This window comes from Pseudomonas sp. NPDC096950 (assembly GCF_044762525.1).
Classification (GTDB): Bacteria; Pseudomonadota; Gammaproteobacteria; order Pseudomonadales; family Pseudomonadaceae; genus Aquipseudomonas.
Window position 1 is genome coordinate 53,380 of sequence record NZ_JBIWEL010000025.1, and the last position, 13,449, is coordinate 66,828.

Genomic DNA, 13,449 nt, shown 5'->3' on the forward strand with positions numbered 1-13,449 from the left:
TCGACGATTTAGTTGTAGTGATATTAGACTTAAATACAAGCTAAACGAAATAAATTTAACTCAAGAAAAGCCATTTGTCTTCCCGCTTACTCGGCGAAGGAATACATAGCAAGGCATTCAAGCACGCTCGCCGGACGCGCTTTCAGCGCGTCAGCCCAGTCCCAGTGAGACTGTCCGCTTTTGGCCGACAGCTGCCCGCCACGATAGGCAGCAGATGGTCAGAAGAATTCATCAGCAGTCAGCATCACGCTTCAACTGGCGAAGACATTGCGAGCATAATGAATCGTGCCCGCTAAGACCAAAGTGTGAGTAACGTCATGACCGAAGCCCAACGCTGGACAGTGAAATGCCAAGATCCTGCGGATGGAAGTGGCGACGTCATCATTGACTTGCCGCCGGACCTACTCGCCAGTTTAGGACTGAGCATCGGCGACGTACTGACCATTGAAGTGATCGGCGGCGCGATAGTTCTGACGCCGAAGTCGAGCGACTCAGCTACACCCTGAATCGCGCCGGCGCGCTTTACCTAATCTTCAAACAGGCAAATGCGAACGGTCGGTGTTTGGCCGATTACCGCCAGTGACGTCAAGGCGGGGGTCTTCCAGTGAGGTCGTTCGGGTTAGCCAGCTAATGAAAGCCTTTCAACGACTAGCCCGTTAGCCTAGTGAAAATCCACCTACATCGACTCGATCGAAACCACTTCCACAAATCGGAATTTTTTCCTTGCCACCCTAGTCGCTTCTTGCCCAGCTAGGAGGGTGCTCAACGTATCGGCCTGATGGATCATCTCGAGCGTCTTGCCTTCAAATTCATTGCCCACCCGAAGCGTGACTTTCAGTCTAGGCGTAAATGCTTTCGCGATCTTCTTTTTCTCTGCCACCTTCGCCGACTGCGTGATCACGATATCCGTGCGAGGCTTTTGCACGGGAGGCGTATTGTCCTGCGCAACCGGCTCGTCAGCACCGAACAACGCCCGGCGCATCTCTTCTTCAGTTAGTTTTGGGTTCATGCCGATTCTCGGAGGGATGTTATGAGTAGCTAGTACGATTCTATCAGCATGACGAATTTCTCCAGTAGCGAGTCTCCTCTTGATCAGCTGTAACACCTGGCAACCGTAGCTGGAGGATTTATGTTTGCTGCGTATCGATGCCGCCACTTGAGACTGAACCAAAGCTGACTGAGGCGACAGGCGGCAATCGGCCCAGAGTGTGTAAAAACGCTTCGCCAAAATTGAAGTGTGCGCGTCTACGTTAAATCTGAAATTTATCGGCACGTCAGCAGATGTGGATTTCGCGTAGGAGCGCGATTTTCAGTCCGGTTTTGAGTACCTGTCGCGCTCAAAAACGTTTTTACACAGCCTCGGTCAGAAGCAGACTCCGATACGTCTAGAAAGCCAGCGGTGATTCACTTCCCTGCAAGGTATAGCTTCTGTAGATCGCCTTTATGATCATGATCGCAGGCTGACCAAGCTTGGATTTCCGCCGAAAAAGAAAATTTAGCCCCCTACCGCTCACCCCTTGGAGGCGGCGTGGCCGAGAGAGCTTAGGAGATCGTAGAGCCCAGCGCGGCGTGATATTAATTAGCGATCGCCTACGGTCCTGGAGAAGGGCATGCTAAAAATACCTCTACCGCTTTAAACATTGTGGTCCGGCGACCTGGATGTAATGTTGCACGCTTTTCAAGCTTTTGATTTATAAAGAGAAGTTGTAAAAAATTTAGCGGTTGATTATTAACACCGCCATACGACATGAGCTTTATTCTTGATTCGCGACTGCGCTTGGCGAGAGGGACCACCGAGGGCGTACTCTCCTTTATTTTTTAGTGTCAAAAAAAACTAACGGTTGATTGAGGCAGTAGGTGCGAATAATTCTGGTTACATTGAGATTGAGACGTTTATGAGTGGAGCAAATAGGCTGCGATTTGTGCACCTTTCAGATATTCACTTCAATCACAGGGCCGCTCAAATCGGCTTCGATCCTGACCGCGAGTTAAGAAATTCAGTCACTCGCGACATCGCAAAGATGTGCGGGGAATTAGGGCGTGCGGATGCCATTCTCGTGACAGGTGACATCGCTTACGCAGGAAAGCGCACTGAGTTTGAGGAGGCGGCTAGTTGGCTTGAGGAGGTCTGCGAGGCAGCAGGGTGCGGATCGGAAGACGTCCTTATGTGCCCGGGCAATCATGACGTGGATCAAGGCGTAATTGTCGAAAACCCGCTGATTCAGGATGGTCATGATGCTGTTCGAAGAGGCAAGAATCACTTTGATCGCGATCAGGCACTTACCAGGCGATTGATCCAACCTGATGCTTGTAGCCTCTTTTACCTACCTATATCCACCTATAACGAATTTGCGGCGCGTTACCAGTCATCATTTTTTGCCGATGCGAATACTTTCGTCTGGGAGCACGATTTTGCTCTAAATGACGGTACGACTCTTCGAATCCGGGGCCTCAACACGGCGCTGCTTTCAGGATTGTCTGATGTTGAAGGTAGCTTGTTCTTAGGGTCGCGAGCTTGGACTCTCCCTTGTCAAACGGGTATTGAATACTTGGTGATGGCGCATCACCCTCCAATGTGGCTAGCCGATCAGAAGGAAGCGGAGAGAGCCTTCAATAATAGTGCTCGGATTCAACTTTTTGGCCATGAGCATGATCAACGCATCGTGCCAGGGCGGGACTGGATTAAGCTTTTTGCTGGATCAGTCAATCCCCATCGAGCTGAGCCAAATTGGAGACCTGGCTACAATATCATTGAGGTGTACGTTGACCCCGGACTGCCCCGAAAACTCAAGGTAGAGGTACATGCCCGGGACTGGCAGGGAGACCCCGCTCAGTTCCGATCTATCGAGGATGTTGGATACGATCCCATTCATCGTGCCGACATAAAATTACCTAACCTACCAGCTGCGATGTTCAATCAGGCGCGTCCGGTCGCCGCCGCCCCCCCCGGGCCGCCGGTGTCAACAGTTAGTAGCGCGATGAGGGCGACAATTGTGGAACCGCAGCATCGTTTCCGCCTATCTGTTTACCGGTTCTTCAAGCTTACACTCTCGCAAAAAAATGAGATTGTCGGGCATCTCAAGCTAGCGGAGGAAAATGATAGCCGCTTAACAGATGTTGAGCGGTTTAAGCTCTCATTAATTCGTGCGCGCGATTCGGGACAAATGGATGCGCTTGAAGACCTTATGCGAAAATTGGAGCAGGAATGATGCAAGCGATAAAGCGGATGGGGATCCTTTACGGAAAGTTTGGATTGGCGACAGATGCTGCGCTGATTGAGGCTCGCGGAGTCGGAGTGGAAGCTGCCGCCGCAGCTCTTAATGTTGATGGTATACCAGAGCTACTTCGATATATATTCGGTTTGGTGCGCGACGGGGCGCCGCCAGCATTCTTCGAAGCATTTAGCCAAAAGGACCCTACGTTCGATGTTCAGCCAGCGGATAAAGAAGCGATTTTACTGGCGACCTCAATAGCTAGTTATGAGTTGGAAAATGAAACCAACGTTAGCGGCATGCTGGCGCTTTGCCTTATGACTGCCTCAATGGGGGGGCTTCGGAAACCTGTTTTGGACGAGCAATTGCTTGTACTTGCCGAGCGTACGTTGGCTGAGGCACAGGGACAAAGCAACGTAGTTCCCAGTGTCAGGACTGCTCCCAAGCAGCCAAAAGCGTTGGCTGAAATAGTCGTTGCTTTAGACGCCGCAACCAATCAGCAGCATCTTCATGTAGCGAAAGCTAGTGTAATGGGCTCCGTTCAAGAGCTTATTAAGTATGTTGAGTCTGCCGCTACAGCTTCTGCTAAGGCCGACAATGAGACTCTCGCTTATGTAACTGCTCTAGAAAGAGAGCTACGTACGCACTGGTGGGTAACTGGAGGTTGGAGTACGGATGCGGCAAAGCCATTTCGTCAGATCGCTACTGTTGAGGCAGCATTACGGGCAGGAAGGGAGCTTTTTGACAAAAATCCCACAAAGCTCGGCCTATTTGCAGCTCCGGCTCTACTAAGCTTGGTCGTTGAGAGCGGGCGTCAGGGTGGACTTGAGGATGTCAGTATTATCGAGGCTGCTACTAATCTGAATCGGGCTTGGCGGAACGAAACGTATGGTGCCATAGCCGTTGGAAAAATAGCCGACTTGCTACCATTTAGCGCTGCACAAGGGTTGGCAGCTGATAGCGCCGATGCCGAAGATTGGCATCCACGATTTAAACGCCTTACAAACATTGATCCATCTACAACACTGAATCCACTGGACCTAGCGCTGCAGGTGTATCGCGAGCGACTGGTGTTCACAAGTCTGAGCAAATGATCATGGATGTCAATGCTTACGGCTGCAGTCTTGCAGGATGCGATGGGCCGATGTCCGGGGTTTGTATCAATGGCCTAAACTTTGAAGAATGCCCTGACGTCATACTTATTTTAGACGCCGAGGAAGTTTCCGTTCCTGTTGAGGACTCCCCTCGTTCAAGCGATTTGGTTAGTACTCGCGGGTTCAGTAGTCTTGATGCCTTAAGCTGTGATGCGTTGTTACGCGCACGAGGAGGGATCGTTGTAGGAGTAGTGGCTGGTCCTGAAGTCGGCAAAACAACAATGATCGCGACAATGTATGAAATGCTGCATCGAGGACAAATTTCTGACGCTCAGTTTGCCGGCTCCGAAACGCTTCGAGGATATGAGGAAAGGTGTCATTTAGCGCGCGTAGCCTCCAATGGGCTGATTCCGAATACTGCGCGCACACCAACTTCAGCCAGGCTCAGCTTTACACACCTAAGATTGGCCACATCCAAGGGAATCAAAGACATAATTTTTTCTGATCGGTCTGGGGAGCATTTTGACAATGTACTAGATAATCCGGGCAGCATCGTTGAATTTAGCGAGCTTTCCAGAGCCGATATAATACTTTTATTAGTGGACATCGAGCATTTCTTAAAGACGCCCCACATACCTACTTCGCGCATTCGCAGATTGTTGATGACCATGGATCAACAATTGCTCTTGGCTGAAAAAACGGTTCGCCTAATTGGAACAAAAGCAGATCTGGCTAAATCAAACGAAGAGCTAGAAGCAGCCAGAAGTTCACTTCATGCGTTGGCCGCTGATTTAAGCCAACGAACTGGGGGGCGAGTGCAGATTTCTCCGTTACTCATTGCTGCTCGGCCTAGAGAGGGGGCTACACAGATTGCCGAAGGCCTTAAAGAATTGCTCGATGAGATTTTAAAAGAGCCCGATCCAGTTGCAGTTGAGCAAGATTTTGCTTGGCCTGTACATCTGACTGAGATGGACAAGTTAATGCATGTGTATCGGAGTAAGAAACGATGATGCATCAATTGATTGTTGGGATGCCAAACTCTGGAAAAAGCACATTTATTGCTGCGCTACGACATCTTTTTGTAGCCAATGAAGTGCATACGGAATTAGAGCTTACCGGCTTGGCTGATAACGAAGCTCACTTGAATCGTTTAGAGGATGATTGGCTGGCCTGTAAAAGAGTTAGCAGGACCAAACCTCATACTGAGGGATGGGTGCAGTTCAATGTTCGAGACCGGCAAAGCGGTGTAGAGTCAATGCTCTCGATCCCGGATTTACGTGGCGAGGCGTTTGAGCAGCCCGCGTGCAGTGGTCAATGTAACAGAGAGCTTTATGATGCGTTGGTAAAGACCGATGGTATTCTTCTATTTACCAATGCTGATAGAGAAGACGATATGCTTCTAATTTCCGATTTGATGGATATCCTTGGTCCGCCGGAGCCTGCCGATAGTTCTGATGATTCACCAAAAACGGACGCATTCAAACCGGAAAATATGCCAGAGGAAGTAAAGGTAGTTGAGTTTCTTCAAGTGGCAAATAGACGTCCCCTGAACCCGCGTAATCGAAAAGTCGCTGTTATGATTTCTGCTTGGGACGTGGTGAGTACGACGGGACGGACGCCTGAAGATTGGTTTTTAGAGCATCGGCCAATGCTGGCCCAGTTCTTAAATTCAAATACAGTATTATGGGATACTCGAATTTATGGTATTAGCGCGCAAGGCGGTAAATTACCGCAGATGAAGGCGTCACTCGAAAAAGTAGCTCGCCCCTCTGAGCGAATTATGGTTGTAGGGCATGGCGCTCAACAGCATGATCTTTCAGCGCCGCTGAGTTGGCTGATGTCAGGGCAGTTTTAAGGCTATGCGTCGGAATAAGGTATTAATTGACCAGATTTTGCATGGTTATGAACGTGGTCATAAAGAATTAGCTAGCTCCATCGACTTGGATAGCCAGTCTAGATCGGTTATGTTGGTTATGAGCGACTCAATGGCTGCTTTAGAAATGAAAGAAGGGCAGTCATATTTGGCATCCTACCCTTTGCGTAGTGCTGCAAAACATGTGCTAGCCCGAACTTGGAGTGCTGGGAGAGGATACCGGCCAGGCAGTGTATGGACGCACTCTATAATTTTAGATTATCAAGCTCTAGCGTTAATTTCAGATCTCATGGCGCTGAAAGATATTTTTCGACATCCTGAGGATGGCGCGGATCATGATTTTATATCGCCAATCCTATTTTTTTCAGAAACAACGGAAAAAATAGATATAGAAGAAGATTTTCGTGCAATGAGTGCGCTTACTCAAATCTACGGTGAATCCTCTCACTCCAATATAGTTCTTCCGTATTCTGTAGGTGAAAAAAATGAGTTGCTTGCATTAGCTCTGTGGCGACAGATGTGGCCTGGCCTGCGTCGAGAGTTTGCTTTTGTGACATGCCCATTAGACACGCCTATTGGGGTTGACGCTGCGTGTAGTCTACGCTTTTCGAAACGTGAGTCCGATTTTTCCAACTCGGAAAATATGGTTGTTAAAGATGGTCATTTGGTATTGCTACAGGACCTGCCATATTCGGGAGCAACAAGCCTTCGAGCCTTCCTCGGTCGTTATGTTATAGAAAGTAAATACCCTAAGAAATTAGCGCCAACTCTAGCGCAATTGCAATCTGAAATAATAGAAGCCCCGATGGGAGTCCGTCTTGAGCAAGTACGCAAAATAGCTCATGACGCGCATCTTTCGAGGTTGATGCGTGATGCATTCATGGCTGAATTGAAGGCTGCGCAGTCTGCAAAAAACTTCATTGATATAGTGTGCATTTTTCGTGACGAACTCATCGATATCGGTGCCGGTAGTGTTCTTCCTTCAAATATTTGTTTTTCTGAAGAGGATTTGAGAAATGTCATTTCTTCAACAAAAAATTGTGTAGAAGGTAGTGTAGGTCATCGAGTTTTAATTGAGCTCGTTGCAAATGCGGAGCTTGAAAGTCTAGTGGCAATAGCTGACTACGGTAATCGTCTTGTCATTATGCAGTCGCGACCTGAGTTAGTTCTGGTTAAGAGTTTCTGGCCCGTTTCGGATGAGGGTCGTGCCAAACTTCTTGAGGAATTGGCAAATAAAGTAGAAGTGGACGCCGAAGAGCTATTTTACGTTTTCGGTTTAGATATTGGTCTTCGGACTACTATTGCAATACAGTATATTTCGCGTGAATTGCCCTTGCTGGGTGTTCTTACGTTGTTGGGTGGCGGCGGTAAAGAGGTCAAGAGGTATTTGGCTGCCTGGGTGGTTGGTGTTCCAGAATTTCTTTCAGGGATTTCTGAAAGTGGCTCCGCGCTTACGCTCACAGTCGTTGACCAATTGGCGAGAGCTCAGATCGACTCCGGCAGAAATATAGAACACCCTGCGACTTGGTCATATTTATTGTTTAGCTCGGTATTTTCTGAAGTTAGTTCGACATTGAGCAGTGCAATAGTAATAGTTGGTTTTGTTGTGGGGATGATTGGTGGTGAACATTCTGATTTACTACTGTTGAGATTCTATGATCCCTTGCAAAGCATAATTAAGAAATATGTTTCTAGTCAGGATGAGAACTACTTAAGAGCTAGGTTACCTCATTACCAGGGCAGTAGAGCCTTAGATACGTTAGTCACTAAGAATGTTTTGATGGCTTTTTCGCCATCATTGTTTTTTGATCCTCAGGTTTTTTATGTAAGTCAAGTATCGGACTATTTAACTGAAATTGCGAGAGAGGTCGAAGCACGATACGGGCTTGATGCTCTGGAAAAAGCTTTAAATAGTGGAACTCTAGAAGGAAAAGTGCGTGGTGTGGTAGAGCGGTACATCAAAAATGCAATAGACAAAAAAAAATCATGGACGTGGTGGTAGATTGATAATTTAAAAACTGTACCTCCAGTGGCGTGGCTAGCAAGCGACTCAATCGGGTTCGGCGTTTGGACGGATAACACGTCTCCGCAGTTCCCTCCTGGGTCTCAGGATATCGCACTCCAAAGGGGCGTGCGGACTAAAACTACGCACCTGCAGCAGTCAGCCTGCTAGGCGTTGCCCTCGCGGGCGTGGTTCGGCATAACCGTGTTCTGTTGGTGAAGTCTGACGGCGATGCTCAGCTCGTAGCAGATAACTCAGAAGGGCCCAATCTCTTAGAGTTATCTTCCCTCCTTATTCTTCGAGGGTTTTGAGGGTTGTTTGGATGCATCGTAAGCGCTCCATGAACTCCACATTCAAAGCGCTTAAGCGCACGCTTCCGCCGCCATCGCCATTCTGCCGAGGTGAGAGCCGCTGAAGCATTTTCTGTCCGGTCTTGCGGTACGCAGCGACGTCTCTGCGAGCACGTACATCAAGACGCTTTAGGTACTGCTCTCGACCGGCAGCTTTTGGCCGAGGCTGTGTAAAAACGTTTTTGAGCGCGATAGGTACTCAAAACTGGACTGGAAATCGCGCTTCTACGCGAAATTTACATCTGCTGACGTGCCGATAAATTTCAGATTTAACGTAGACGCGTACACTTCAATTTTGGCGAAGCGTTTTTACACACTCTGGGCCGTTCTCTGCCGGTAATGGTCACGAAGCGTGATGGTCAAATCCGATGCAAATGACTGGTCAGGTCGAATGCAAATGGGTGGGCAAGTCAGTGCAATTACCCACTCAGAAAGGGATACCCAGCGTATCTACTGAAACTGGCGACCTTCACTTCCTTGTAAACCCAATTTTTGCACTGTTAATCACGGTAGTTAACAAGGCATAAAAGTGATTTACACGAAGCAATTGCTTCGTTTCCCATTAGAGCCTGGCTCAGGCTTTCATTCCCGACATGTCTCAGACCATCTCATGCGTCAATCCAGCGACGGCCTGCAAGAGCAGGCCGTCGTAGTCCCTTTCTAAGGCATTCGTGCTGTCAGTCAGTTGAGCAAATGCAACGGCTCGTTGATTAAAACGCCGCTACACCAACCCACCTGCGTACTTAGCCGACCGCGTGACAGACTTTATTCGCAGAGGAACACAGAAAATATTGCCGTTTGGCAGCAGCGACAGACTTTCCAAAGAGATTCTTGGTTTGGAGATTTCAGGAATATCAATGCCTCCAGCGGGTTGGTCGCGACAGACTTTATTCTTCAATATCAAATGCGACAAGCAGAAAGCTTTGCATCCACTGGAGGCACTTTTGCGCCGGTGTATGCTGGCAGGGAGCCGTAACCCAACAAGGAGTGTGTCGTGGTGTTCAAGGGGATGGCGTCATGATCGGCGCAGAGTTGCTGTCACCGCAGAGCCTGGCGGTCGGCTGGCTGATTTACGTACCCGTGGTGATCTGGGCGATTTGCCGCGCGCCATGGGTCGAGTTGTTCACCGACAGTCGCCGTCAGCATTTGCTGTTCGGCACGGTGTTCGCGTTGTTCATGCTGTGGCTGGTGCGGCGGGATTTCGATACCGGCGTGTCGTATCACTTTATTGGCATGACTGCGGTGACATTGTTGCTGGACTGGCCGCTGGCGATTGTCGGCGCCCTGGTAGCGCAAATGGGTTTGGTGCTGCTCGGGCGCCAGGATCTGGATGCCGTCGGGGTAAACGGCGCGTTGATTATCCTGTTGCCGGTGCTGGTCACCGAATGCTGCGCGATCCTGGTCGAGCGTGCCCAGCCGCGTAATCCCTTTGTGTATATCTTCGTTTCCGGTTTCTTTGCGGCGGCGCTGTCGGCCTTGCTGTGCCTGCTGCTGGCGCTGACATTGCTGTGGTTCGACGAACGTTTTGCGATGCCGTATTGGCTGGAAGATTTTGTCGGCTATCTGTGGCTGCTGATTTTTCCCGAGGCGTTTATCAACGGGATGATCATCAGCGCGCTGGTGGTGTTCAGTCCCGAGTGGCTGGAGACGTTCAACCGCACGCGTTACCTTTCGGCGCCGTGGAAAGACGACGATCCCAAGTCTTGATCCACATCAAACCGGTTTGACGCTCGCCAACTCATGCTCGGCAAAACGTTCAGGAGCATCGAAATGAGTGTCTACGAATGGGCAAGGCAGGAGTTGCGTCACAGTCTGGATGCGGCGCAGGAAGTGGGGTTTGATCCGGGGTTGAGCCTGCGCGCCTTGCTCAGTGCGGTGGTGCAACAGAGCAAGGCGGTGCGCAGTGTCGAGGATCTGGCGGATGAGCTGCAGTTTCTCGCCGAGAACCTCGATGACAGTCAGGACTACGGTTTTATGCGGCCCTGATGCCTATGGATAAAGACGGGGTCAGTGACGCGGTTCGAAGTCTTCGCTGAACAGGTCGTCTTCGGCATCCGGGCTCACCGGAATCTTGTGTTCTTCCGACGCCCAGGCGCCCAGGTCGATCAGTTTGCAACGATCCGAGCAAAAAGGCCGGTAGGTGTTGGTGGCGCTCCATTCGACAGGGGCGCCGCAGGTTGGGCAATTGACGGTTGGGGTCTGGCTCATGACTGGCCTCCACGCAAAGTTAAATAAAAGTGATGCAGGCGCTCGACCTCGCTGTGCAGCCAGGCGAGGTCCCGGTCGTTGACCACCACATCGTCGGCATGGCTCACGCGGTCCTGACGGCTGGACTGGGCCTTGAGGATCGCCTGGACCTGTTGTTCGCTGGTCTGGTCACGCTGCAGAGTGCGTTCGATCTGCAGTTGTTCCGGGGCGTCGATCACCAGGACCCGTTGGGTCATGGCGTACTGGCCGGACTCGATCAGCAGCGGTGATACCAGAATCGCGTAAGGCGATTGTGCCTTGGCCAGATGCTCGACAATTTCCTCGGCGATCAGTGGATGCAGCAACGCTTCGAGCCAGCGGCGTTCCTCCGGGACTTCGAAGATCAGTTTGCGCAACGCGGCGCGATCCAGTTGCCCGTCGGCTTGCAGCACGCCCGGGCCAAAATGCTCAGCAATTTTCGCAAGCGCCGGGCGACCCGGTTCCACGACCCAGCGCGCCGCGTGATCGGCGTCCACCACGTGCACACCGAGGTCGATGAAGTGCTGGGCCGCAGCACTTTTGCCGCTGCCGATGCCGCCGGTCAGGCCGAGAATCCAGGGTTTTTCCACAGGGGTATTCATTTCAAACCGACAAACTGCCAATAGAAGTCGGTTATTTGACCACCCCAGAGCAACGCAATCCAGCCGGCAATTGCCAGATAGGGGCCGAAGGGGATCGGTGTCGAGGTTTTCGCGTTACGCAAACGCAGCAAAATCACCCCGAGGATGGCCCCCACCAACGATGACAACAGGATGGTCAGCGGCAGTACCTGCCAACCGCCCCAGGCCCCGAGCATCGCCAGCAGCTTGAAATCCCCATGGCCGATGCCGTCCTTGCCGGTGATCAGCTTGAACAGCCAGAACACCGACCACAGCGCCAGATAGCCGGCCACCGCGCCCCACAACGCATCGTGCAACGGCACGAACAGATCGAAGCTGTTGACGATCAGCCCCAGCCACAACAACGGCAGCACCAATACATCGGGCAGCAATTGATGTTCGGCATCGATCAGGCTCATCGCCAACAGGCCCCAGGTCAGCACCAGCAGCAGGCCGGCAGGCCAGCCGAAACCCAAATGCCAGGCAATGAATGCCGATAGCAGACCGCAGGCCAGTTCGGTCAGCGGGTAGCGCTTGCTGATAGGCGCCGCGCAGTTCGAGCAGCGACCGCGCAACAACAGATAACTGAGCACCGGGATGTTCTCCCAGGCGCGGATCTTGTGGGCGCAGTGCGGACACTGGGAATGGGGCAGCATCAGATTGTAGGTCGAAGAGGGCGATTCGATGGGCAGGCCGAGGACATCGTGAGCCTGCGTTCGCCATTCCCGTTCGAGCATTTTCGGCAGGCGCCAGATCACCACGTTGAGGAAACTGCCGATTAGCAGGCCGAGCACCAGCGCCGTGATGACGAAGGCCAGCGGATAGAGGGTCAGGTATTCATTCAAGGGCATGTCAGATCGCTGAGCCGAGTTGGAAAATAGGCAGGTACATGGCAACCACCAGCCCGCCGACGACCACGCCCAACACCACCATGATGAACGGTTCCATCAGGCTGGTGAGGTTGTCGACCATGTTGTCCACTTCGTCCTCGTAGAAACTGGCGACCTTGTCGAGCATGTCGTCGAGGGCGCCGGACTCTTCGCCAATGGCGGCCATCTGGATCGCCATGTTCGGGAAGACGCCGGAGGTGCGCATGGCGAAATTCAGCTGCATGCCGGTCGACACGTCCTGCTTGATGCGCAGCACCGCGCGCTTGAACACGATGTTGCCGGTGGCACCGGCCACCGATTCCAGGGCATCCACCAGCGGCACCCCGGCGGCGAACGTGGTCGACAGTGTGCGGGCATAACGGGCCACGGCGGACTTGTACATCAGCGCGCCCACCAGTGGCAGCTTCAGCAGCCACGTGTCCATCCGGTCGCGAAAGCCCTGGGACTTTTTCATGGCATGGCGAAAACCGAAGATCGCTGCGCCCAGTGCGCCGAGCATCACCCACCACCACTCCTGCATGAACTCTGACAGGCTGATCACCATCAGGGTGAACCCCGGCAGTTCGGCACCAAACCCGGAGAACACGGTCTTGAATTGCGGCACCACCTTGACCAGCAGAATCCCGGTGACAATGATCGCGACGAACACCACGGCCAGCGGGTACGTCATGGCTTTCTTGATCTTGGCCTTGAGCTGTTCGCTCTTTTCCTTATAGGTGGCCACCCGATCCAGCAGCGTATCCAGGGCACCGGCCTGTTCACCGGCGTCTACCAGGTTGCAGTACAACTCGTCGAAATATTGCGGCTTCTTGCGCAGGGACGCGGCGAAACTGTTACCCGCGGCGACTTCCTGTTTCACCTCGTCCACCAGTTTGCGCATGGCCGGGTTGTCGAAGCCTTCGCCGATGATGTCGAACGACTGCAACAGCGGCACGCCGGCCTTCATCATGGTTGCCATCTGTCGGGTGAACAGGGAGATGTCCTGGGCCTTGATGCGTTTGCCCAGGTTGAAAATCGACACGGATTTCTTGCGCACTTTGCCCGGGTTGATCCCTTGCTTGCGCAATTGCGCCTTGATCAGCGCCGGATTCTGACCGCTCAACTCGCCAGTGATTTTCGTGCCTTTCTTGTCCGTGCCTTCCCAGGCGTACACGCTGATTTTTGCTGCCTTGACCGCCATGT

The 13,449-nt window shown here is 51.9% G+C and carries 13 protein-coding genes; 8 read left to right on the forward strand and 5 right to left on the reverse strand.

What is annotated here, in order from left to right:
• Positions 1–317 precede the first annotated feature (317 nt).
• Complete coding sequence (locus tag ACIQY3_RS28185) at positions 318–506, forward strand: AbrB/MazE/SpoVT family DNA-binding domain-containing protein (RefSeq protein ID WP_403026326.1); 189 nt, start codon at positions 318–320, stop codon at positions 504–506.
• 170 nt (positions 507–676) lie between these two features.
• Here ACIQY3_RS28185 and ACIQY3_RS28190 read toward each other — a convergent pair whose 3' ends face one another.
• Positions 677–1,009 (reverse strand): hypothetical protein, encoded by a 333-nt coding sequence (locus tag ACIQY3_RS28190; RefSeq protein WP_403026328.1) that lies wholly within the window; start codon positions 1,007–1,009, stop codon positions 677–679.
• A gap of 832 nt (positions 1,010–1,841) precedes the next feature.
• Here ACIQY3_RS28190 and ACIQY3_RS28195 point away from each other — a divergent pair.
• The 7 genes from ACIQY3_RS28195 (at position 1,842) to ACIQY3_RS28225 (ending at position 10,517) form a co-directional block, all read left to right on the forward strand.
• Positions 1,842–3,209 (forward strand): metallophosphoesterase, encoded by a 1,368-nt coding sequence (locus ACIQY3_RS28195; RefSeq protein ID WP_403026330.1) that lies wholly within the window; start codon positions 1,842–1,844, stop codon positions 3,207–3,209.
• Positions 3,206–4,306 carry a GTPase-associated system all-helical protein GASH gene (locus tag ACIQY3_RS28200; protein WP_403026332.1) on the forward strand — a complete coding sequence of 367 codons (1,101 nt, stop codon included), beginning with the start codon at positions 3,206–3,208 and terminating at the stop codon, positions 4,304–4,306. The genes ACIQY3_RS28195 and ACIQY3_RS28200 overlap by 4 nt, the downstream gene beginning before the upstream one ends.
• A 2-nt stretch (positions 4,307–4,308) precedes the next feature.
• Entirely contained in the window at positions 4,309–5,316 is a 1,008-nt protein-coding gene (locus ACIQY3_RS28205; RefSeq protein ID WP_403026335.1) for a hypothetical protein, read from the forward strand.
• Positions 5,313–6,161, forward strand: coding sequence for a hypothetical protein (locus ACIQY3_RS28210; protein WP_403026338.1), 849 nt, complete (start codon positions 5,313–5,315; stop codon positions 6,159–6,161). Before ACIQY3_RS28205 ends, ACIQY3_RS28210 begins: the two co-directional genes overlap by 4 nt.
• A 4-nt stretch (positions 6,162–6,165) precedes the next feature.
• On the forward strand, positions 6,166–8,181 hold the full coding sequence (locus ACIQY3_RS28215; RefSeq protein WP_403026341.1) for a hypothetical protein: 2,016 nt from the start codon (positions 6,166–6,168) through the stop codon (positions 8,179–8,181).
• A gap of 1,367 nt (positions 8,182–9,548) precedes the next feature.
• Positions 9,549–10,238, forward strand: coding sequence for an energy-coupling factor ABC transporter permease (locus ACIQY3_RS28220; RefSeq protein ID WP_403026343.1), 690 nt, complete (start codon positions 9,549–9,551; stop codon positions 10,236–10,238).
• A gap of 63 nt (positions 10,239–10,301) precedes the next feature.
• Positions 10,302–10,517 (forward strand): hypothetical protein, encoded by a 216-nt coding sequence (locus tag ACIQY3_RS28225; RefSeq protein ID WP_054051316.1) that lies wholly within the window; start codon positions 10,302–10,304, stop codon positions 10,515–10,517.
• Positions 10,518–10,538: 21 nt separating this feature from the next.
• Here ACIQY3_RS28225 and yacG read toward each other — a convergent pair whose 3' ends face one another.
• Genes yacG through ACIQY3_RS28245 form a run of 4 tightly spaced genes read right to left on the reverse strand, consistent with a single transcriptional unit; the run spans position 10,539 to position 13,447 of the window.
• Complete coding sequence (gene yacG / locus ACIQY3_RS28230; RefSeq protein ID WP_054051315.1) at positions 10,539–10,739, reverse strand: DNA gyrase inhibitor YacG; 201 nt, start codon at positions 10,737–10,739, stop codon at positions 10,539–10,541.
• The gene (gene coaE, locus ACIQY3_RS28235; protein WP_403026349.1) at positions 10,736–11,359 is read right to left on the reverse strand and encodes a dephospho-CoA kinase; all 624 of its coding nucleotides are present in this window, start codon (positions 11,357–11,359) and stop codon (positions 10,736–10,738) included. The genes yacG and coaE overlap by 4 nt, the downstream gene beginning before the upstream one ends.
• Positions 11,356–12,228, reverse strand: coding sequence for a prepilin peptidase (locus tag ACIQY3_RS28240; RefSeq protein ID WP_403026351.1), 873 nt, complete (start codon positions 12,226–12,228; stop codon positions 11,356–11,358). Before ACIQY3_RS28240 ends, coaE begins: the two co-directional genes overlap by 4 nt.
• A 1-nt stretch (position 12,229) precedes the next feature.
• The gene (locus ACIQY3_RS28245) at positions 12,230–13,447 is read right to left on the reverse strand and encodes a type II secretion system F family protein (RefSeq protein WP_403026354.1); all 1,218 of its coding nucleotides are present in this window, start codon (positions 13,445–13,447) and stop codon (positions 12,230–12,232) included.
• Positions 13,448–13,449 lie beyond the last annotated feature (2 nt).